The 21,660-nt window shown below is 71.9% G+C and carries 17 protein-coding genes and 1 pseudogene; 4 read left to right on the top strand and 14 right to left on the bottom strand.

Annotation, left to right across the window (positions count from 1 at the left end):
- Positions 1 to 813: 813 nt before the first annotated feature.
- Together tyrS and ABEA24_RS40505 are read right to left on the bottom strand one after the other, a co-directional pair.
- A complete protein-coding gene (gene tyrS / locus ABEA24_RS40510) occupies positions 814 to 2,082 on the bottom strand; it encodes a tyrosine--tRNA ligase (RefSeq protein ID WP_345438593.1) in 1,269 nt (422 codons plus the stop codon).
- Between the two features lie 121 nt (positions 2,083 to 2,203).
- Positions 2,204 to 2,650, bottom strand: a complete 447-nt coding sequence (locus ABEA24_RS40505; RefSeq protein ID WP_345438591.1) for a MarR family winged helix-turn-helix transcriptional regulator — start codon at positions 2,648 to 2,650, stop codon at positions 2,204 to 2,206.
- Between the two features lie 58 nt (positions 2,651 to 2,708).
- On the opposite strand from ABEA24_RS40505, the gene ABEA24_RS40500 reads away from it, so the two are divergent.
- Positions 2,709 to 3,077, top strand: a complete 369-nt coding sequence (locus tag ABEA24_RS40500; protein ID WP_345438588.1) for a hypothetical protein — start codon at positions 2,709 to 2,711, stop codon at positions 3,075 to 3,077.
- A gap of 36 nt (positions 3,078 to 3,113) precedes the next feature.
- Here ABEA24_RS40500 and ABEA24_RS40495 read toward each other — a convergent pair whose 3' ends face one another.
- The 8 genes and pseudogenes from ABEA24_RS40495 to argC form a co-directional block, all read right to left on the bottom strand.
- On the bottom strand, positions 3,114 to 3,743 hold the full coding sequence (locus ABEA24_RS40495; protein WP_345438586.1) for a DNA-3-methyladenine glycosylase: 630 nt from the start codon (positions 3,741 to 3,743) through the stop codon (positions 3,114 to 3,116).
- Positions 3,740 to 5,173, bottom strand: a complete 1,434-nt coding sequence (gene argH, locus ABEA24_RS40490) for an argininosuccinate lyase (protein ID WP_345438584.1) — start codon at positions 5,171 to 5,173, stop codon at positions 3,740 to 3,742. Before argH ends, ABEA24_RS40495 begins: the two co-directional genes overlap by 4 nt.
- Positions 5,174 to 5,372: 199 nt before the next feature.
- On the bottom strand, positions 5,373 to 6,572 hold the full coding sequence (locus ABEA24_RS40485) for an argininosuccinate synthase (protein ID WP_345438581.1): 1,200 nt from the start codon (positions 6,570 to 6,572) through the stop codon (positions 5,373 to 5,375).
- A 226-nt stretch (positions 6,573 to 6,798) separates the two neighbouring features.
- Positions 6,799 to 7,302, bottom strand: a pseudogene (locus tag ABEA24_RS40480) (arginine repressor); the annotation flags it as partial.
- A complete protein-coding gene (locus ABEA24_RS40475) occupies positions 7,299 to 8,474 on the bottom strand; it encodes an acetylornithine transaminase (RefSeq protein ID WP_345438579.1) in 1,176 nt (391 codons plus the stop codon). The pseudogene ABEA24_RS40480 and the gene ABEA24_RS40475, both read right to left, overlap by 4 nt.
- Complete coding sequence (gene argB / locus ABEA24_RS40470; RefSeq protein WP_345438577.1) at positions 8,471 to 9,388, bottom strand: acetylglutamate kinase; 918 nt, start codon at positions 9,386 to 9,388, stop codon at positions 8,471 to 8,473. Before argB ends, ABEA24_RS40475 begins: the two co-directional genes overlap by 4 nt.
- Positions 9,385 to 10,539, bottom strand: coding sequence for a bifunctional glutamate N-acetyltransferase/amino-acid acetyltransferase ArgJ (gene argJ / locus ABEA24_RS40465; RefSeq protein WP_345438574.1), 1,155 nt, complete (start codon positions 10,537 to 10,539; stop codon positions 9,385 to 9,387). The genes argB and argJ overlap by 4 nt, the downstream gene beginning before the upstream one ends.
- Entirely contained in the window at positions 10,536 to 11,564 is a 1,029-nt protein-coding gene (gene argC / locus ABEA24_RS40460) for an N-acetyl-gamma-glutamyl-phosphate reductase (protein ID WP_345438572.1), read from the bottom strand. Before argC ends, argJ begins: the two co-directional genes overlap by 4 nt.
- Before the next feature lie 93 nt (positions 11,565 to 11,657).
- Between argC and ABEA24_RS40455 the strand changes: the two genes are divergently transcribed.
- From ABEA24_RS40455 to ABEA24_RS40445, 3 genes are all read left to right on the top strand, one after another.
- Entirely contained in the window at positions 11,658 to 12,041 is a 384-nt protein-coding gene (locus ABEA24_RS40455) for a hypothetical protein (RefSeq protein ID WP_345438571.1), read from the top strand.
- A 123-nt stretch (positions 12,042 to 12,164) separates the two neighbouring features.
- The gene (locus ABEA24_RS40450) at positions 12,165 to 13,679 is read left to right on the top strand and encodes a CYTH and CHAD domain-containing protein (protein WP_345438569.1); all 1,515 of its coding nucleotides are present in this window, start codon (positions 12,165 to 12,167) and stop codon (positions 13,677 to 13,679) included.
- 122 nt (positions 13,680 to 13,801) lie between these two features.
- Positions 13,802 to 15,847 (top strand): phosphocholine-specific phospholipase C, encoded by a 2,046-nt coding sequence (locus tag ABEA24_RS40445; protein ID WP_345438567.1) that lies wholly within the window; start codon positions 13,802 to 13,804, stop codon positions 15,845 to 15,847.
- Positions 15,848 to 16,081: 234 nt separating this feature from the next.
- Here ABEA24_RS40445 and pheT read toward each other — a convergent pair whose 3' ends face one another.
- The 4 genes from pheT to ABEA24_RS40425 form a co-directional block, all read right to left on the bottom strand.
- The gene (gene pheT, locus ABEA24_RS40440) at positions 16,082 to 18,562 is read right to left on the bottom strand and encodes a phenylalanine--tRNA ligase subunit beta (RefSeq protein WP_345438565.1); all 2,481 of its coding nucleotides are present in this window, start codon (positions 18,560 to 18,562) and stop codon (positions 16,082 to 16,084) included.
- Positions 18,562 to 19,671 (bottom strand): phenylalanine--tRNA ligase subunit alpha, encoded by a 1,110-nt coding sequence (gene pheS, locus ABEA24_RS40435; RefSeq protein ID WP_345438563.1) that lies wholly within the window; start codon positions 19,669 to 19,671, stop codon positions 18,562 to 18,564. The genes pheT and pheS overlap by 1 nt, the downstream gene beginning before the upstream one ends.
- A 127-nt stretch (positions 19,672 to 19,798) precedes the next feature.
- Positions 19,799 to 20,920: a sensor histidine kinase gene (locus ABEA24_RS40430; protein ID WP_425551294.1), complete on the bottom strand. Its 1,122-nt coding sequence runs from the start codon at positions 20,918 to 20,920 to the stop codon at positions 19,799 to 19,801.
- 96 nt (positions 20,921 to 21,016) lie between these two features.
- Positions 21,017 to 21,364, bottom strand: coding sequence for an STAS domain-containing protein (locus ABEA24_RS40425; RefSeq protein ID WP_345438559.1), 348 nt, complete (start codon positions 21,362 to 21,364; stop codon positions 21,017 to 21,019).
- Between the last annotated feature and the right edge of the window lie 296 nt (positions 21,365 to 21,660).

Genomic DNA, 21,660 nt, shown 5'->3' with positions numbered 1-21,660 from the left:
TAAGGCCAAACGACGATCATCCGAAGACAACCGCCAAACCCTAATGAAAAAAATCCCGGCAAGAATCATACTTGCCAAAGGAATCCAAACCCGACCAGAATCAACCCCGAAGGGACCGACCTAGCCAGGCGAGGACCAAAAGGCACTGGCTTTTAGCACACTGTTGAGTTCTCAAGAAACGGACACACACCGTCCGGGTCCCGACTCTCGCCGGACCCCGTCTGGGGCAACCCTTCTATCTTACCGGCCCGGTCCTGTTTGTCAACCCCCAGACCCGAAGATCTTGGACCGACAACCGGAGACCAGACCAGCCCCTCCAGACAGCAACCACCCCGACCAGCCGAAACCGGCCGCAGCGACCACATCCAGAAGTTCCCTACGGGCCGACCACCGCTTCCAGCGGTGTTCCGCATCCCGTCTCAGGGCGACCACACCATGCTACCCCGCTCGAACCGTGGTCCGAACCAGAAGCACTCGGTGCGGGTTTCCCCCGGGCCGGCCGCCTTCCGGCGTCCCGCTTCCCTGGGGGCGAAGAGAACATTACGACCCGATGGAAACACCGTCAAATCGGCGGTGCGCGATCGCGTGGGCGTAGATCCCTTGGGGATCGATCTCTTCGTCGTCGGCTCAGAGCGCCCGACGATTCTCGAAAGCGTGTCCTCGGCATTACCAAGGTCAATCATCAAGAGCGCGCTTACGATCATTGATGCGATCGTCCGGGCAGATCCCAGGGGATCACTCCGGCCCGCGCCCAGCTCGCGGAGAGCCGCGTCCGGGTGGCACTCCGGCGTGCGGGGCGCCACCCGGACGTGTTCACTCGGAGGCGACCGTCACTCCGCCGATGTTGCGCTTGCCGCGCCGCAGCACGAGGAAGCGGCCATGCAGCAGGTCGCCCTGGTCGGGCACTGCCGCCTCGTCGGTGACCTTGGCGTTGTTGACGTAGGCCCCACCCTGCGTGACCGTACGGCGCGCCTCGGACTTGCTGCCCACGAGGCCTGTCGCCGCGAGGAGGTCCACGACCGGCGGCAACGGCCCGGAGACGGTCGTGGACGGCACCTCGGCGAGGGCGCTGGCCAGGGTGCGCTCGTCCAGCTCACCGAGGTCGCCCTGGCCGAACAGCGCACGGGACGCGGCGATCACCCGCTGTGTCTCCTCGGCCCCGTGGACGAGTGTGGTGAGCTCCTCGGCGATGGCCCGCTGCGCGGCCCGGGCGGCAGGACGTTCGCTGGTCGCCTTCTCCAGCTCCTCGATCTCCTCGTGGCTCCGGAAGCTGAAGTACTTCAGGTACGTCACGACGTCACGGTCGTCGGCGTTCAGCCAGAACTGGTAGAAGGCGTACGGCGAGGTCAGCTCGGGATCGAGCCAGTAGGTCTCGCCTCCGGCCGTCTTGCCGAACTTCGTGCCGTCGGCCCGCGTCACGAGCGGGGTCGTGAGCGCGTGGGCGCTTCCGCCCTCCACCCGGCGGATGAGGTCGGCGCCGGCGGTGAGGTTGCCCCACTGGTCGCTGCCGCCGGTCTGCAGGCGGCAGCCATACCTGCGGTACAGCTCGAGGAAGTCCATGGACTGCAGCAGCACGTAGCTGAACTCGGTGTAGCTCATGCCGGTGGTGTCCAGCCGCGACTTGACCGTCTCGCGCGCGAGCATGCGGTTGACGGGGAAGTGCTTGCCGATGTCGCGCAGGAACTCGATGGCCGACATGGGGCCGGTCCAGTCGAGGTTGCTGACGATGAGGCCGCGGTCCTCGGTCAGGTCGAGGAACCGGGAGACCTGCTTCCGGATGCGCTCGACCCAGCCGGCGACGACCTCCTCGGAGTTGAGCGTGCGCTCGGCGCTCTTGCCGCTGGGGTCGCCGATGAGTCCGGTGGCGCCGCCGACCAGCCCGATCGTGCGGTGGCCCGCCTGCTGGAACCGGCGGAGCGTCAGGAGCTGCATCAGGCTTCCGACGTGCAGCGAAGGCGCGGTCGGGTCGAAACCGCAATAGAGCGTGACCGGCCCCGAGGCGAGCATGGCCCGCAGTTCGTCCAGGTCGGTGGACTGTGTGATCAGGCCTCGCCAGGCGAGATCGTCCAGTATGTCGGTCACGTTCTTCCTCGTCTCGTACGTACGTCCGGTCCCTTCCAAGGATGCCGGACCGGTTCGGCATCAAGGTAACGGGTCGTCCGGCGGGTCTCCCACCGGTTTCCCGTCAGGCCTGGCCGGCTTCTCAGGCCGGGAGGCCCTCGGCGGCCGCGACGGCGGCGAGCAGGCTTTCGAGCGTGGCGCGCTGTTCGGCGTCGAGCGAGGCGGTGAGGTCGTCGTCGAGGGCACGCGCCGCCTCGGTGCACTCGTCGAGGAGGGCGCGTCCGGTCTCCGTCAGCTCCAGCCGCTGACGACGCCGGTCGTCGGGGTCCCGGAGGCGCTGGATGGCCTCCATCGTCTCCAGGTGGTCGGCGAGGGTCACCACGAGGCTCGGCGCGACCCGCATGAGCCGCGCCAGCTCCAGCTGGGACATGGGCCCGCTGCCCGCGAGGGCCGCCAGCACCCCCACGTGCTTGACCTTCAGCCCGTGCTCGCGCGCCTTCTCGGCGAGACGGTCGGTGACGAGGGCCCCGAGGGTGCCGATCCGGAAGGCGAGCGTCGCCGTGAACGCTTCAGGCTTGACATCGTCCATGATCACGATGCTACCGTCGCCGCATCATTCACATCGTGAACGATTTCAGGAGTGAACCATGGCGTTGTCTCGCAGTCTCATCCTCGTGAACGGCCTGGCCGCGCTGGTGGCGGCGGTCTCCTGTGTGATCGGCCTCGCCGATCCGGCACTGCTCCTGCCCTCCGGAGCCGACGCCACGAACGGCGTGGACCTCTACGCACGGATGTACGGGGCCCGGGCGCTTCCGCTCAGCGCCGTGGTCCTCTGTCTGCTCGCGAGCCGGTCACGCCGCGGGCTGGTCCCCGTACTGGTCGTCGCCGGTCTGGCCCAGGTGGCCGACGCGGCGATCGGGATCTCCCTGCGCAACCCGGGAATGGTCGCCGGTGGCACCGTCCTGGCCGCCGTCCACCTCGTCTCCGCGGCGCGGCTCACCCGGGAACGGGCGTGAGCACCCATCGGCCCGTCGCGGAGCGCGACAGCGGAGTTAGCGGCGCGCCTCCGGCGCCGGCCGGCGGCGAGGCGTGTGCAGGCGGTACGCGGAGACGCTTGGATCGCCGTCGATCCAGAATCGCCAGGGCACGTCCTTTGCGCTGGTGACGCCCGTACGGGGCCCGGTGCGCACCCCCGCCGACGTCTGTGATCCGGAGAGCACGCGCAGGGGGCTCTCCGGATCACAGACGTCGGCGCCGTACAGAGCCCGGTCGATCGCCAGGGCCTCACAGAGCCGGGCGGGGCCCCGCGCGAGATCGCGGGCCGAGGAGCGCGGACGGCGGGCCACGGCCAGTTCCCGGCCCTCGACGATCTCACCGGCGCGGATCAGGACGGCCGCCGCGGTGCCCTCCCCCAGGCACACGAGGTTCACGCAGTAGTGCATGCCGTATGTGAAGTACACGTACGCGTGGCCGGGTGGACCGAACATCACGGCGTTGCGGTTCGTCCGGCCCCGGAAGGCGTGCGAGGCCGGATCGAGGGGTCCGGCGTACGCCTCCACCTCCGTCAGGCGCACCACGACCGTCCCCTCCGGCGACGAGCGTTCGAGGACGCAGCCGAGGAGGTCGGGTGCGACCTCCTCGGGCAAGCGGTCGAAGAACGCGCGCGGGAGCGGAGCGCTCATCCGATTCCCGAGGCCGCCCAGGAGGCGTGGCCGTCGACGAGCGAGCGCAGCGTCGTGAGCTGCTCGGCGACGCGCTCCGGAGAGGTGCCGCCGTACGCCTTGCGGGCGGCGAGCGCGCCCTGGACGGAGAACACGTCGCGTACGTCCGGGGTCAGGTGCGGGGAGACCTTGGCCAGTTCGTCGTCGGTGAGGTCGCCGAAGTCCTTGTCGTTGACCTGGCACCACACGACGAGGTGGCCGACGACCTCGTGCGCGTCGCGGAACGCCACGCCCCTGCGGACCAGCAGCTCGGCGACGTCGGTGGCGAGGGCGAAGCCCTCGGGCGCGAGGGACTCCAGGCGTTCGGTGTTGACGCGCATGGTGGCGATCAGGCCGGACACCGCGGGCAGGACGAGCAGCAGGGTGTCGACGGCGTCGAACACGCCCTCCTTGTCCTCCTGCAGGTCGCGGTTGTAGGTGAGGGGCAGGCCCTTCAGCGTGGTCAGCAGCGCGGTGAGGTGGCCGATGAGCCGGCCGGACTTGCCGCGGGCCAGCTCGGCGACGTCCGGGTTCTTCTTCTGCGGCATGATCGACGACCCGGTCGCGTAGGTGTCGTCCATCTCGATCCAGCGGAACTCCTGGGACGCCCAGAGCACGACCTCCTCACCCAGGCGCGACAGGTGGACGCCGATCAGCGCGGCGGCGGCGAGGAACTCGACGGCGAAGTCGCGGTCGCTCACGGCGTCCATCGAGTTGGGCGCGGCGGCGGTGAACCCGAGCTCCTCCGCGACCGCCTCCGGGTCCAGCGGCAGCGAGGACCCGGCGAGCGCGCCGGAGCCCAGCGGGCTGATCGCGGCCCGTTTGTCCCAGTCGCGCAGCCGGTCGACGTCGCGGGCGAACGCGTGCACGTGCGCCAGCAGCTGGTGCGAGAACAGCACCGGCTGGGCGTGCTGCAGGTGGGTCATGCCCGGAGCGGCGACGCCGAGGTTGTGGTCGGCCTGAGCGATCAGCGCGGTCTCCAGCTCCACGAGCCGGGACACGATCTGCCGGACGTGGTCCCGCAGGTAGAGCCGCATGTCGGTGGCGACCTGGTCGTTACGGCTGCGGCCGGCGCGCAGCTTGCCGCCGAGGGCGCCGAGCCGCTCGAGCAGGCCGCGCTCCAGCGCGGTGTGGACGTCCTCGTCGGCGACCACCGGGCGGAACTCGCCGGCGCGGCAGGCGTTGTCCAGGTCGTCGAGCGCGTCGAGCATGCGGCGCAGCTCGTCCTCGGTGAGCAGGCCCGCGCGGTGCAGGACCCGGGCGTGGGCTCGCGATCCCAGCAGGTCGTACGGGGCGAGCCGCCAGTCGAACTGCACGCTGACCGACAGGCGGGCGAGGGCCTCGGACGGACCGCCCTCGAACCGGCCGCCCCACAGCCTGGTCGGCGTCTTGCGCTGCTGGTCGTCCGTCACGCTGTTCTTCTCCCCTGGAAACTGTCGGCAGGCGTCCGCGACCTGACCGGCCGCCGATGCGAAACTACTGCATGGCGGCCTGTCCGTGTCGGCGCGTGCCGCCCGGGCCGATGGTCGGGCCCGGTGCATTGATGGTGGACATGTGCCGGTTACCCCCGTGGCCGAGAACGGCCCGGGGTCCTCGACCGGCGGAGGTGGTTCAGCCGAGCAGGCGGTCCCGCTTGGCAGCGATCTTGCTCGGCAGGCTCCACAGCTCGACGAAGCCCTTGGCGAGGCTCTGGTCGAACGTGTCGCCGGTGTCGTACGTGGCGAGGTCGTAGTCGTACAGGGACGCGGCGCTGCGCCGTCCGGTGACGACCGCCCGGCCGCCGTGCAGGGTCATCCGGATCTCGCCGGTCACGTGTTTCTGGGCCTCGCCGATGAAGGCGTCGAGCGCGTCCATCAGCGGCGAGAACCACAGGCCGTCGTAGGCCAGCTCGCTCCAGCGCTGGTCCACGCCGCGTTTGAAGCGGGCGAGGTCGCGCTCGACCGTGACGTTCTCCAGCTCCTGGTGGGCGGTGATCAGCGCGATCGCGGCCGGCGCCTCGTAGACCTCGCGGCTCTTGATGCCGACCAGGCGGTCCTCGACCATGTCGAGACGGCCGACGCCCTGGGCGCCGGCCCGCCGGTTGAGCTCGGCGACGAGCCGGTACGGGCTGAGCTCCCTGCCGTCGAGCGCGACGGGGACGCCTTCCTTGAACGTGATGACCACCTCGTCGGCCTCACGCGGCTGTGCCGGGTCCGACGTGTAGGCGTAGACGTCCTCCGTCGGAGCGTTCCAGATGTCCTCGAGGAAGCCGGTCTCGACGGCGCGGCCCCAGAGGTTCTGGTCGATGGAGTACGGCGACTTGGACGTGACGTCGATCGGCAGGCCCTTCTCCTCCGCGAAGGCGATGGCCTTGTCCCGCGTCCAGGCGAAGTCACGGGCGGGCGCGATCACCTTGAGCTCGGGGGCGAGGGCCGACAGGCCGGCTTCGAAGCGGACCTGGTCGTTGCCCTTGCCGGTACAGCCGTGCGACACCGTGGTCCCGCCGTGCTCCTTCGCCGCGGCGACGAGGTGCTTGACGATGAGCGGCCGGGACAGCGCTGACACCAGCGGGTACCGGTCCATGTAGAGGGCGTTGGCCCTGAGGGCGGCGAAGCAGAAGTCCGCCGCGAACTCCTCCCTGGCGTCGACGACGACCGCTTCGACGGCACCGCAGGCGAGAGCGCGCTTGCGGATGCCCTCGAGGTCCTCGCCGCCCTGCCCGAGGTCCACAGCGACGGCGACGACCTCACCGCCGGTCTGCTCGGCGAGGTACGGGATGGCTACGGAGGTATCGAGACCTCCGGAATACGCGAGTACGACGCGTTCGGTCATGACGATGGCTCCAGGATTCGAAAAGTCTGACGCTGACGGCGGGCGCCGCCTGCACGGCGCCCTAGGGTCGTCGTCGCTCGGCCTGCTCGGGCGCCGCCGGGATGATCGGGGCGGTGCCGCGAGGGACCTGAACGGTGCCGCCGTCGGGGTCGGCCGCCGGGGCCCAGGAGGCGTCGGTGGGCGCGCCGCCCACGCCGCCGCGCGAGCCTCGCGGGGCCCGGTCGTCCGGGCGCCGCTCGGTCAGCGCCAGCAGCGCGGCCGCGAGTTCGCCGCCGCCCGCGGGGTCCCGCGCGATGACGAGGACCGTGTCGTCGCCGGCAACGGTGCCGAGCACGGTGGGCCAGTCGGCGTGGTCGATGGCCGAGGCGAGGAACTGCGCGCCGCCGGCCGGCGTGCGCACGATCACCAGGTTGGCGGAGGCCTCGGCCGAGACCAGCAGCTCCTGGGCGAGCCGGGCCAGCCGGCCGCCGAACGTCTCGGCGGCGCCGGTCCGGGCCCGGCGGATGCGCTCGCCGCCCTCCCCCGGCACCGCGTAGATCAGCGAACCGTCCGCGGCCCGCAGCTTCACCGCGCCGATGTCGACGAGGTCACGCGACAGGGTGGCCTGGGTGACGTCGACGCCGGCGTCGGCGAGCAGCCGGGCCAGCTCGCTCTGGGAGTGCACGGCGTTGCGGCCGAGCAGCTCGATGATCCGCGACTGCCGCGCCGTCTTCGTCAGAGGGGTGGTCATGACGCCGCCCCCAGGATTCCCGGCAGGGCCGTGACGAAGGAGGCGACCTCGTCCGGCGCGATGATCAGCGGTGGGGCGAGCCGGACCGCCTGGGGCGCGACCGCGTTGACGAGGAAGCCCGCGTCGCGGGCGGCGGCCTCGACGGCGGCGGACTCGGGCTCGGCGAGGACGATCGCCCGCCACAGCCCCCGGCCGCGTACGCCCGCCAGGAGGGGGTGGTCGATCGCTTCGACGGCGGCGGCGAGCTGGTCGCCGACCTTGGTGACGTGCTCGAGGAGGCCTTCGCGCTCGATGGTGTCCAGGACGGCCAGCGCGGCGGCGCAGGCGACGGGGTTGCCGCCGAACGTCGAGCCGTGGTCGCCCTTGCCGAACGCCGTCGCGTACGGGCCGAAGCCGACGCAGGCGCCGATCGGCAGCCCGCCGCCCAGCCCCTTCGCCAGGGTGATCACGTCGGGTCGTACGCCCTCGTGCTGGTGCTGGAACCAGGTGCCGGTGCGGCCGACGCCGCTCTGGATCTCGTCGAGGACGAGCGCCGCTCCGGTCTCGTCGCAGATCGCCCGCGCGGCCGCGAGGTATCCCTCCGGCGCGGGGATCACACCCGCCTCGCCCTGGGTCGGCTCGAGGAAGACCGCCGCGCAGTCGCCGGTGACGGCGGCCCGCAGCTCGTCGACCGAGCCGTACGTCACGAACCGTACGTCGGCGGCGAAGGGGCCGAACGGCTCGCGGATCGACGCCTTGCCGGTCAGCGCCAGCGCGCCCATCGTCCGGCCGTGGAAGCTACTGTCGGCCGCCACGACGTAGGTGCGGTCGGGGCCCGTGTGGCGGCGGACGAGCTTGTAGGCCGCTTCGTTGGCCTCGGTGCCGGAGTTGGTGAAGAAGACGCGCCCGTCGCCGCCCAGCAGCCCGAGGAGCCGCTCGGCGAGCAGCACCTCAGGCTCGTGCAGAAACAGGTTGGAGGTGTGCGCGAGGGTGGCGACCTGCGCGGAGACCGCCTGGACCAGCGCCGGATGGCCGTGCCCGAGCACCGAGACCGCGATGCCGCCGATGAGGTCGAGGTAGGCGTTGCCGTCGGTGTCCCAGACCCGGCAGCCCTCGCCGCGGGCGAGCGCGAGCGGCGGGACGCCGTAATTGGGCATCAGCGCGGCCTCGAACCGCTTCCGAAGGTCGTTCATGCCGGCACCACCATGGTTCCGATTCCCTCGTCGGTGAAGATCTCCAGCAGCAGCGCGTGCGGCACCCTGCCGTCGAGCACGTGGGCCTGCGGCACCCCGCCGCGCACCGCGCGCAGGCAGGCCTCCATCTTGGGCACCATGCCCGCTGACAGGTCGGGCAAAAGTTTCTCCAGGTCGCCGGCGGTGATCTGGTCGATCACCTCGGCGGCGTCCCCGGAACCGTCGGCCGGCCAGTCGGAGTACAGGCCCTCCACGTCGGTCAGCACGACCAGCTTGCTGGCCCGGAGGGCGGCGGCCAGCGCGCCCGCCGCGGTGTCGGCGTTGACGTTGAAGACCTCGCCGTCCTCGCCGCGGGCGATGCTGGAGATCACCGGGATGCGCCCGTCGTCGAGGAGGCTGCGGACCGCTCCCGCGTCGACGTCGACGATCTCGCCGACCTGTCCGATGTCGACCTGCTCGCCGTCCACCACGGCGGTCTTGCGCTCGGCGGTGAACAGCCGGGCGTCCTCCCCCGACATGCCGACGCCGAACGCGCCGTGCTGGTTGAGGAGGCCCACGACGTCGGGGCCGACCTGGCCGACCAGGACCATGCGGACGACATCCATGGTCTCCGGCGTGGTCACCCGGAGGCCAGCCTTGAACGTGCTCTCCAGGCCCAGCCGGTCGAGGTGCGCGTTGATCTGCGGGCCACCGCCGTGCACCACCACCGGGCGCAGCCCGGCGTACCGGAGGAAGGCGACGTCGCGGGCGAAGGCCAGCCGCAGGTCGTCGTCGACCATGGCGTGCCCGCCGTACTTGATCACGACGGTCCTGCCGGCGAACTCCTCCAGCCAGGGCAGCGCCTCGATGAGCGTGGCGGCCTTCTGCAGGGCGGCCTCGCTCGCGGCCGTACGGATCCGTGGTTTCGGGCTCATGAGGAGTACGCCGAATTCTCGTGGACGTAGTCGGCGGTGAGGTCCGTGGTGTGCACGGTCGCGGTGTGGGTGCCGGCGCTGAGGTCGACGGTGATGGTCACGTCGCGGGGCCGCATGTCGACCTTGGACCGGTCGTCGCCGAAGGATCCGTTGCGGCACAGCCAGACGCCGTTGATCGCGACGTTGATGCGGTCGGGTTCGAAGACGGCCTCGGTGGTGCCGACGGCGGAGATCACGCGGCCCCAGTTGGGGTCCTCGCCGTGGATCGCGCACTTGAGCAGGTTGCTGCGGGACACCGCCCGGCCGACCAGCACCGCGTCGTGGTCGCTGGCCGCGCCGACGACCTCGATCGCGATCGCCTTGGTGGCGCCCTCGGCATCGAGCAGCAGCTGCCGGGCGAGGTCGGCGCAGATGTCGGTGACGGTCTCGGCGAGCTCGTCCTCGGACGGGCTGACGCCGCTCGCCCCGCTCGCCAGCAGCAGAACGGTGTCGTTGGTGGACATGCAGCCGTCGGTGTCGAGCCGCTCGAACGTCACCTCGCACGCCCGCCGCAGCACCCGGTCGAGCGTCACCGCGTCGACGTCGGCGTCGGTCGTGATCACGCACAGCATGGTGGCGAGGGCCGGCGCGAGCATGCCCGCTCCCTTGGCCATGCCGCCGACGGTGTAGCCGGCGGTCGCCCGACGGAAGGCGATCTTGGCGACGGTGTCGGTCGTCCGGATCGCGTCGGCGGCCGGCAGGCCGCCGTCGCGCGACAACTCGCGGGCGGCCTCGTCGACGCCGCTGAGCAGGGCGTTCATCGGCAGCCGGTCGCCGATGAGACCGGTGGAGCAGACCGCGACCTCGCCGGCCGAGTCGCCGAGGACGTCCGCGACCTTCTCGGCCGTCTGGTGCGTGTCCTGGAAGCCCGCCGGGCCGGTGCAGGCGTTGGCCCCACCGGAGTTGAGGACGACGGCGCGCACGCGGCCGCCGCGCAGCACCTGCTCCGACCACAGCACCGGCGCGGCCTTCACGCGGTTGCGGGTGAAGACGCCGGCCGCCGCGCGGGACGGACCGTCGTTGACGACGAGGGCGAGGTCGCGCTCACCGCCCTTCTTGATGCCTGCGGCGAGCCCGGCCGCTCTGAATCCAAGGGGGGCGGTGACGCTCACGGGGCGACTCCGATCGTGGTGAGACCCATTGCTTCTGGCAGACCGAGGGCGAGGTTCGCGCTCTGCACGGCCCCGCCGGCGGTGCCCTTGGTCAGGTTGTCGATGGCGGCCACCGCGACGACGCGCCCGGCGCGCTCGTCGAGGGCGACCTGGACGGCGGCGGTGTTCGCGCCGAGCGTCATCGCGGTCGCGGGCCACTGCCCTTCGGGCAGGAGGCGGACGAACGGCTCGCCGGCGTAGACGTCCGCGTACGCGTCCCGCAGACCCTGGGCGGTGACGCCGGGCGCGGCCCTGGCCGAGCAGGTGGCGAGGATGCCGCGGCTCATCGGCGCGAGGGTCGGCGTGAACGACACGGTGACCGGATGTCCCGCCACCGCGGACAGCTCCTGGGTGATCTCCGGGGTGTGGCGGTGGACGCCGCCGACGCCGTACGCGCTCATCGAGCCCATGACCTCGCTGCCGAGCAGGTTGGGCTTGGGCGCCCGGCCCGCGCCGGAGGTGCCGGACGCCGCGACGATCACGGCCTCGGGCTCGGCCAGTCCCGCGGCGTACGCGGGGAACAGCGCGAGCAGCGACACGGTCGGATAGCACCCCGGAACCGCGATGCGCCGCGTGGCGCGGAGCCGCTCGCGGTTGCCGGGCAGCTCCGGCAGGCCGTACGGCCAGGTGCCCGCGTGCGCGCCGCCGTAGTAGTGCTCCCAGTCGGCGGCGTCGGCGAGCCGGAAGTCGGCGCCGCAGTCGACGACGAGCACATCGCCGCCCAACTGCTCCGCGATCGGCCCGGACTGGCCGTGGGGCAGGGCGAGGAAGACGACGTCGTGACCGGCGAGGGTCTCGGGCGTCGTCTCGGCGAGGATCCGGTCGGCCAGCGGGTGCAGGTGCGGCTGGTGCGCGCCGAGTGCCGTGCCCGCGCTCGAATTCGCGGTCAGCGCGCCGATCTCGAACTCGGGGTGCCCGGCCAGCACACGCAGCAGCTCACCTCCCGCGTAGCCGCTCGCTCCGGCGATCGCCGCACGCGTGCCCATCGTCTCCTCCTCCGCCGCTGTGTTAAGTATGCATTTCTCTGCATCATCATGCAAGCGCCTTTCCGGAAGCGGGGAAACCGCTAGGGTCCGCTCATGCATCGGATCGCCCTGATCTCCCTGCCCTTGGCCGCCCTGCTCGCCCTCACCGGATGCGGCTCCGATTCCAAGCCGAAGGCCGCCAAGCCGACGGCGGCCGCCGGGGCCGACTGCGGGAAGGTCGACGCCGCCGGCGGCGCCCCCGCCTACCTCAAGGTGACCAAGGGGTCGGCGTCCTGCACGGAGGCGGTCTCGGTGTACAAGGCGTTCTTCGCCGAGATCGCCGAGGGCAAGGCGCCGGGCCAGGGCAGCGGCGGCGAGCTCTCGGTCCAGGGCTGGTCGTGCGTCATCTACCCGCCCGACCAGATCCAGCAGAACGGCCGCGGCGCCGACTGCACGAAGAGCGGCGCCACCGTCAGCGCGTTCCAGAAGGCCGGCTGACCCCGCGCGTCGGGCTCGCCCCCGGACCTGAAGCTCACGGAAGGCTTTCCGGCGAATCTTCGGCGGCGTATATCTGGGTATGGCGTTTTGCCCCGATATATACATGTTTTGAGGAGATTCGCCGTGGCCCGTCATACGGAGCTCGAGCGCAAGTACGACGCCGACGCCGACTTCGTGCTTCCCGACCTGCGAAAAGCACACGTCAGGGTCGGCGAACCCGCCACGCACACCCTCCAGGCCCGGTACTTCGACACCGAGGACCTGCGGCTCGCCGCCCGCGGGATCACGCTGCGCCGCCGTCAGGGCGGCGACGACGCCGGATGGCACCTCAAGCTGCCGGCGGGCGAGAACACCAAGCGAGAGATCCAGCTGCCGCTCGGTGACGGCGGTGAGGAGACCGTGCCGGCGGAACTCGCCACGCTCGTCACCGCCCGCACGCGCGGGCGGCCGCTCGTGCCGGTGGCCGAGGTGGAGACCCGCCGGATCGAACGCCCCCTCCTGGGGAAGAAGGGCCGGGTCCTGGCGAAACTGGCTGACGACACGGTGCACGCGCACCCCTTCGGCCGGAGCGGCGGCGAGGTGCGCCTGATGGCGTGGCGCGAGATCGAGATCGAGGCCGTCACCGCGTCCGACGACTTCCTGGCGGCCGTCGGCGACCACCTGCTCGGGGCGGGCGCCCGGGAGTCGGCGGCCCGGTCCAAGCTCGCCCGGACGCTCGAGGCGGTCCCCTCCGCGGACCGGCCCGTGGACACCGGCACCGCCGGAGGGGTCCTCGTGACCAACCTGGCCGAGCACGTCGACACGATGCTGGCGAACGACCCGCTCGTCCGCCTGGCCGACCACGACGACGACACCGTGCACAAGATGCGCGTGGCCGTACGGCGGATCCGCAGCCTCCTCCGTACCCATCGGCGCATGATCGATCCGGCCCGCGTCGCCGGCCTCGACACCGAGCTGAAGTGGCTGGCCGACGCGCTGGGCGAGGTCCGTGATCTGGAGGTCCTCCGCGCGCGGTTCGAGCAGCGGCTGGCGGACCTGCCCGACGCCGACCAGCGGCCGACCTGGCTGGCCGCGATGGCGGAGGAGGAGCTCCGCAACCGCGACCGGCTGCGTGAGACCCTGTCGTCACCGCGGTACGTCGCCCTCCTCGACGCGCTCGACACCTTCCTGGCCTCCCCGCCCCTCGTCGGCGACCGAGCCGGCCGGCGGTCCCGGCGTGAGACGGCCAAGACCGTCGACAAGGCCTGGCGGACGATGCTGCGCCGCCACGCCCGCGCCGCCGAACTGTCTCCGGGCCCGGCACGCGACGCCGCTCTGCACGGCACCCGCAAGGCCGCCAAGCGGGCCCGCTACACCGCCGAGGCCGCCGTGCCCGCCCTGGGCTCTCCCGCGAAGAAGCTGGCCCGCCGCGCGAAGCGGCTCCAGGGCATCCTCGGCGCCCACCAGGACGGCGTCATCGCCGCCGAGCGGCTCGGCGAGGTCGCCCGCCGGCCCGGGACACCGCCAGCCGAGGCCTTCGCCGCCGGCCGGCTCGCCGAGCGGGAGGAACGCGGCCGGGAACGCGAACTGCGGGACCTGCCCGCCGCCGTGAAGAAGGCCGCCAAGCGCAGACCGCTCCGCGCCCTCCGGGGGAAGTGACTCCCGGCGACCCACCGGTTGGCCAAGGCTTCTTCCCGATTTCCCCCTTCCGCAGCGGAGAGTTGCGAATCGCTTGAGAACACTGTCCTGCCCCGCTGACCCGACCCCGAGGCAGGCCTTTCATGTCCGACATCAACCGTCGACGATTCATGCAACTCGCCGGTGGGACGGCCGCGATGACCGCACTGTCCACGAGCATCGCCCGCGCGGCGGAGGTCCCCGCGGCCCGCCGCACCGGCACGCTGCGGGACATCGAGCACATCGTGGTCCTCATGCAGGAGAACCGGTCCTTCGACCACTACTTCGGCACGCTGCGCGGCGTGCGCGGATTCGGCGATCCGCACCCGGTGACGCTGCCGAGCGGCAAGCCGGTCTGGTACCAGTCCGACGGGACCAAGGACGTCCTCCCGTTCCACCCGGACGCGACCGACCTCGGCCTGCGGTTCCTCCAGGACCTCGACCACAGCTGGAACGGCGGGCACGCCGCCTGGAACAACGGCGCGTACGACAGGTGGGTGCCGACGAAGACCGCCACCACGATGGCGTACCTGACCCGTGAGGACATCCCCTTCCACTACGCCCTGGCCGACGCCTTCACGGTCTGCGACGCCTACCACTGCTCGCTGATCGGCCCCACCGACCCGAACCGCTACTACATGTGGACCGGCTACACCGGCAACGACGGCAAGGGAGGCGGCCCGGTCCTCGGCAACGACGAGGTGGGCTACTCCTGGACGACCTATCCCGAGCGCCTGGAGAAGGCCGGGATCTCCTGGAAGATCTACCAGGATGCCGGCGACGGCCTCGACGCCCCGGGCTCCTGGGGATGGACGAACGACGCCTACATCGGCAACTACGGCGACAACTCGCTGCTCTACTTCACCCAGTACCAGAACGCGAAGCCCGGCGACCCGCTGTACGACAAGGCACGGACCGGCACCGATGCCAAGCACGGTCAGGGTTTCTTCGACATCCTCAAGGCCGACGTCCTGAACGGACGGCTGCCGCAGATCTCCTGGATCGCCGCGCCCGAGGCCTTCACCGAGCACCCGAACTGGCCCGTCAACTACGGCGCCTGGTACATCTCCCAGGTCCTGAACGCGCTGACGGCCGACCCGGACGTGTGGAGCAAGACGGCGCTGTTCGTCACCTACGACGAGAACGACGGCTTCTTCGACCACGCCGTGCCGCCGTACCCTCCGTCGTCCCCGGCGCAGGGCCGCTCGACGGTCGACGTCGCCGGCGAGATCTTCCCGGGCTCCGGCCAGAGCGTCCCCGGCCCGTACGGCCTGGGACAGCGCGTCCCGATGTTCGTGGTGTCGCCCTGGAGCAAGGGCGGCTGGGTGTGCTCCCAGGTCTTCGACCACACCTCGATCATCCGGTTCATGGAGAGGCGCTTCGGCGTCCACGAGCCCAACATCTCGGGCTGGCGCAGGGCCGTCTGCGGCGACCTGACCTCGGCGTTCGACTTCGGCCGCACCGCCGCGCGGATGCCCGCGCTCCCCGACACCAGCGGTTACCTCCCGCCGGACCGCGACCGGCACCCCGACTACGTGCCGACGCCGCCGGCGAAGCCGGTGCTGCCGAAGCAGGAACGCGGGCTGCGCCCCGCCCGGCCGCTGCCGTACGACCTGGCCGCCGACGGCCGGGTGGGAACCGGCGGTCTGGCGATCGACTTCGCCGACCACGGTGAGGCGGCCGCGACCTTCCACGTGACCTCCACGACCCACGCGAGCGGGCCCTGGACCTACACCGTGGGGGCGGGCGGACGGATCTCCGCGACGTGGAGCGGGCAGGGCGCGTACGACTTCCGGGTGCACGGCCCGAACGGCTTCTTCCGGCGGCTCACGGGTCGCGGCGGCAGCGGTTCCCCGGAGGTGACGGCACGCCACGACGGCCACCGCGAGCAGATCAGTCTGGCGCTGGTCAACGACGGCAAGGAGCCCGTTCAGCTGACGGTCAAGGACGCCTACGGCAACGAGCGTCCGGCCACGTACCGGCTCCGGCCGGGCGCCCGCGCCGTCCACGTGGCGTCCGCGCGTCGCAGCCACGGCTGGTACGACCTTTCGGTCGTCTCCGACCACGACGACACGTTCCTCCGGCGGTTGGCCGGCCATGTCGAGACCGGCCGGCCGAGCACGAGCGACCCGGCGATCGCAACGGCCTGAGAACGGAGACACCCGGCCTCGCCCGCGGCGCCGCCGAGCGCCGCGGGCGGGGCCGCTCGGAGCCCCAGAGCCTTGTGGCCCGACGGCACCTGATGCGCCGACCCGGCGACCTCTCGTGTCCGGCCGGAACGCGGCGCCGTGATCACGCGGATGTGATCACGGCGCGGCGTTAGGGCGTGTCTGGCAGATCCCGTTCGTGCGGCCGGACCGCGGATCTGTGAGACACGCCCTGAGTCAGGCTCCGCGGAGGACGGCGCCGACCCGCTCGGCTGCGGCGGCGACGGCGGCGTCCCGGACGGCGGTGGTCTCCTCGGCCGTGAGCGTACGGTCGGACGCGCGGAACCGGAGTGTGTAGGCGAGCGACTTGTTCCCCTCGCCGACCTGCTCACCGGTGTACACGTCGAAGAGCCGGACCGACTCGAGGAGGTCCCCGGCGCCGTGCGCCTCGACGCCCGCCCGGAGGGCGGCCTCCACCTCGGCGGCGGGGACGCGCTCGGCCACGGTCAGCGCGATGTCCTGCGTGGCCACCGGGTACGTCGCGATGTGCGGCGCGACCACGGTGCCGGACGCCTTCGGCTCGAGCCTGCTCAGGTCGAGCTCCATCGCGCAGGCGCGGGCCGGCAGGTCGTACGCCTTGGTCACCCGGGGGTGCAGCTCCCCCGCGTGGCCGACGAGGGTCCCGTCGGCGAACAGCGCGGCGCAGCGGCCGGGGTGCCACGGCGCGTGCCGGTCGGCCTTGACCTCCAGCTCGACGCCCGCCTCACCTGCGATGATCCTGGCGGCCTCGATGGCGTCGGCCCAGGTCGCCGGGCGGCCCTCGCCCCACCAGCCGGCCGGCTCGCGGTGCCCGGCCAGGACCACGGCGACGCGCAGCGGCTGGTCGGGCAGTGCCGCCTGGACGGCGGCGAGCTCCTCCGCCGTGGGCGCGCGGTCGACCGGCGGCCGCGGCGGCGTCGGGGCGTCGGGGCGGGGCCGGTAGACGAGACCCGTCTCGAACAGGGCGACGTCGGCGAAGCCACGCCCGATGTTGCGGTGGAGCGTGCGCAGCAGCGCCGGGAGCAGCGTCGTGCGAAGGAGCGGCTCGTCCTCGGTGAGCGGGTTGGCCAGCCGCAGCGCGCGCCGGCGGGCGTCGTCGGCGGGCAGCTGCAGGGCGTCCCAGTCGCCCGCGGACACGAACGGGTAGTTGATCACCTCGTCGTATCCGGCCGCGGCGAGGGCCCGGCCGGCGCGGCGGCGCAGGCGCTGCGCCGGGGTGAGACCCCGGCCGGCGACCGAACGCGGGGCGCGCGCGGGGATGTTCTCGTAGCCCTCGAGCCGGATGACCTCTTCGGCGAGGTCGTTCGGGTCGCGAAGGTCGGGCCGCCAGGACGGCGGCGTCGCGGTGAGGACGTCGTCGCCCGTCACCTCGCAGCCGACGTCGCGCAGCCGCTTGACCACCGTGTCGCGGCCGTACGCGACGCCCGCGACGCGGTCCGGGTGGTCGGCCGGGATGGTGATCGTGACGTTCTCCGCCGGCGCCTCGGCGTGCGTCACGCCGGGCAGGATCTCCGCGCCGCCGAGCTCGGCCAGCATCCGCACGGCCTTGTGGGTCGCCACCAGCGGCAGCTCGCGATCCACGCCGCGCTCGAAGCGGTACAGCGCCTCGCTCTTGAGCTTGTGGCGGCGGCCCTGCCGCGCCAGGTCGCTCGCCGAGAAGTGCGCGCCCTCGATCACCATGTCGGTCGACTTCTCGTCGATCTCGGTGTGCAGACCGCCCATCGTGCCGGCCATCGAGATCGGGCCCGACGCGTCGGTGATCAGCACGTCGTCCGGGTGCAGGTCCCGTACGACATGGTCGAGGGTCTCGAGCCGCTCGCCGGGCTCGGCCCGGCGGACGACGACCGGGCCGGTCAGCTTCGCCCGGTCGAACGCGTGCAGCGGCTGGCCCAGCTCGAGCATCAGGTAGTTGGTGACGTCGACGGCCAGGGACACCGAGCGCATCCCGGCACGGGTCAGCCGGACCCGCATCCACAGCGGCGTCGGCGCGTCCGGCGCGAAGCCGCGCACCTCCCGCAGGACGAAGCGGTCGCAGCCGGTCGGGTCCGCGATGCTCGCCGGGTACGACTCCCCGGTCTCGGCCGGGAGCTCGACGGCGGCGGGGTCGTGGAACGGCACGCCGTACGCCGTCGCGGCCTCGCGCGCCATGCCGCGGATCGAGGCGGTGTAACCGCGGTCGGGCGTGATCCCGATGTCGAGCACCTCGTCGCGCAGCCCGGCCAGCTCGACGAAGTCCGCCCCGAGGGGCGTGTCCGGCGGCAGGATGAGGATGCCCGGGCTGCTCTCGGCCAGGCCGAGCTCGGCCTCGGAGCAGATCATGCCGTCGGAGACTCGCCCGTACGTCTTGCGCGCGGCGATCGCGAACCCGCCGGGCAGGACCGCGCCCGGCAGCGCGACCGGCACGCGGTCGCCGGCGACGAAGTTGGTCGCGCCGCAGACGATGCCGCGCGGCTCGCTTTCGCCGACGTCGACCTGGCAGAAGCGGATCGGCTTCTTGAAACCGGCGAGCTCCTCGATCTCGAGGACCTGCCCGGTGATGACGCCGGTCACGTCGTGCCCGACCGCGTCGACGGACTCGACCTCCAGGCCGGCGGCGATCAGCTTCTGGGCGATGTCACGCGCGGTGACCTCGGCGGGCAGCTCGGCGTACTCCCGCAGCCACGAAACAGGGACGCGCATCAGATCTCCATCCCGAACGCCTGGGTGAAGCGCACGTCACCCTCGAACATGTCGTGCATGTCCTCGACCCCGTGCCGGAACATCAGCGTGCGCTCGACGCCCAGGCCGAACGCCCAGCCGCTGTAGCGCTCCGGGTCGACCCCTGCGGCGACCAGCACGCGCGGGTTGACCATGCCGCAGCCGCCCAGCTCGATCCAGCCCTCCGACCGGCACGTGCGGCAGGGCTCGCCGCCCGGCTCGGCCGAGGCCCCGCGGCAGACGAAGCACTGCATGTCGACCTCGGCGGACGGCTCGGTGAACGGGAAGTAGTACGGGCGGAAGCGGGTCTTGAGCCCTTCGCCGAACATCCCGGTGACGAACGCGCCGATGGCCCCGCGCAGGTCGGCCATGGTGATGCCCTCGTCGACGACGAGGCCCTCCATCTGGTGGAAGACGGGGCTGTGCGTCGCGTCGAGTTCGTCGGTGCGGAAGGTGCGGCCGGTACAGACGACGTAGACCGGCAGCTCACGGGTCAGCAGGGCGCGGATCTGCACCGGCGAGGTGTGGGTCCGCAGGACGAGGCCGGAGTCCTCCGACTCGACGAAGAAGGTGTCCTGCATCTCCCGCGCCGGGTGGGCGGGCGGGAAGTTCAGCGCGTCGAAGTTGAACCACTCGGCCTCGACCTCGGGGCCCTCGGCCAGCTCGAAGCCCATGGAGACGAAGACGTCGGCCATGCGCTCGGCGATCGTCGTCACCGGGTGCCGGGCGCCGCGCGGCGTGCGGTCCCACGGCAGCGTGACGTCGACGGCCTCCTCGACGAGGACGCGCTGATCGCGCTCCTCCTCCAGCTCGGCCTGACGCGTCTTGAGCGCGTCGGAGACCTCGCGGCGGGCGGTGCCGACGCGTTTGCCGGCCTCGGCCTTGGCCTGCGGCGGCAGGGCGCCGATCTCCCGGTTGGCGAGCGCGAGGGGCGAGCGGTCGCCGGCGTGGGCCAGGCGGACCTGCTTCAGCTCGTCGAGGCTCGCGGCCGCCGCGATCGCGGCGAGCGCCTCGTCGCGCGCGCGGGCCACCTCGTCCGGGTGGAGCGCGGTGACCTCGACGGGGTCATATGACTTATTCGGTGCGGACATGAGTTTGGATTACTCCAGCAGTGGCGGAACGGCGATCGAGTCTAGTCGGCGCACGGCCTCCGGCCCGGGATCCGGGCCATTACACGATCATGGCGGACCCGTGCCGGTCGGAAAGCCCGCGGCGCTCTCAGGCGAAGTCTGGAGCCCCGGCGGGCAGGCTAAATCGGAACTCGGCGCCGCCGCTGGGGGCGCGCCGCACGGCGATGGTGCCGCCGTGCGCCTCGACGAGGCCCTTCACGATGTAGAGGCCGAGGCCGGTGCCCCCGCGGGGCTGGCCGTGGCCGCGCCAGAACTGGCGGAAGACGCGCTGAGCCGCCTCGGGCGGGATGCCCTCGCCCTCGTCGCGCACGGCGACGACGGCTCCCCGCGTGCTCGCGTCCGGCTCCACCACGATCGTCACAGTACCAGCACCGTGCCGGACGGCGTTCTCCACGAGGTTCCCGAGGATCTGGTCGATCTTGTCGGGATCGAGCCACATCTCGGGCAGCTCGCCCGGCACCTCCAGCTTGAACCGGTCCGGCGAATCACCCGCGGCCACCCGGCCGGCGATGATCTTGCGGGCCTCCTCGACGACGTCGACGACCTGGCGGCGCATCTCCAGCCGGCCCGCTTCGATGCGGGAGACGTCGAGCAGCTCGGTGATCAGCCGGGTCACCCGGTCGGCGTCGGAGTTGACCGTCTCGAGCATGACGCGCTTCTGGTCGTCGTTGAACCGGTGCCACTTGGCCAGCAGGGTGGCGGTGAAGCCCTTGACGCTGGTCAGCGGCGACCGCAGCTCGTGCGCGACGGTGGAGACGAGGTCCGCCCGGCCGCGCTCGTGGCGGGCGCGCTCGGCCGCGTCGCGCAGGGCGACGGTGAACGAGCGCACGGTGCCGTCCGGCTCGCGGTCGTAGGAGGCGGTGACGAGCAGCTCGGGCCCGTCACCGAGGTAGAGCGGCCGCTCCGGGTGACGGGTGCGGATCGCCAGCCCGCCGTACGGGTCGAGGCACTTCCACCAGTCCCGGCCGTCGGCGTCGCGCAGCGGCAGGACACCGGCGAAGTCGCGGCCGAGCGCCTCGGCCTTCGGGATGCCGGTCAGCCGCACCGCGGCGCGGTTGAACACGACGACCCTCCGGTCGGCGTCGGCCACGAGCAACCCGTCGGGCAGCGAATCGGGGCAGACCCCGTCCGACGCCGCCCGCCCGGCGGAAGGCTCAGAGCCACGCGGAACCGGTTCGCCCACGGCCTCCGCCACCTCCCCCGGCTCCATATTGACTGCGACAGCCTGACTCTAGTGCGGACGGCGGAAATCCCGCCACGCCGGAGGCGTAATGACCGGTGTACCCGACATGTCGCCCAGCACAAGTCAGTGCTGAAACGCCTCGTCAACGGTGTCATATGTGGGGAACAGCTCGTCGAGCCGGGTGATTCGCAGAATCCTCCGCTGAGCGGGCCGCACCCGCGCGAGGCAGAGCGTGCCGCCCTTCTCCCGGAGCCGGTTTGCCACCGCGACCAGCACGCCGAGCCCGGCGGCGTCGCAGAAGCGCACGGCCTCGAAGTCGACGACGAGGTGGATGTGACCGCCGTCGATCAGCGTCAGGAGATCCGCGCGCAGCCGCCCCGCCGTCTGCACGTCGATCTCACCGCCGACCGCCACGACCGCGACCGCGCCATCGCGCCGCACCACCGTGGCGGCCATCGCGCGGCCGGCCATCTGACACCGGTGCGCGCCCCCGCGCGCCATCGGAGACCTGCCAGGGAGCCTCTCGCAGCTCACTGCCGCTCGTCGGCGAGGCAGTGGAATGCCCTTTATGTTCGTATTCAACCGTTTTGCCCCGTTCATCGGAATCCTCATTGATACCGCAACGGCCACCCGAAGCGCGAACCGCCGTCCGGCCGGTTCACCGATCCGGCACGGCGGAATCAACAGCATCGATCATGTCGGCTTTTGTTCGATTGAACGAATCGGGAGGCCTATTTGTTACAGCCGGAAGACATCCTTGTTGCGTT

This window comes from Actinoallomurus vinaceus, assembly GCF_039542055.1.
Classification (GTDB): Bacteria; Actinomycetota; Actinomycetes; order Streptosporangiales; family Streptosporangiaceae; genus Actinoallomurus; species Actinoallomurus vinaceus.
The sequence above is the reverse complement of the archived record's forward strand: the minus strand, read 5'-3'. Positions and strand labels throughout refer to the sequence as shown.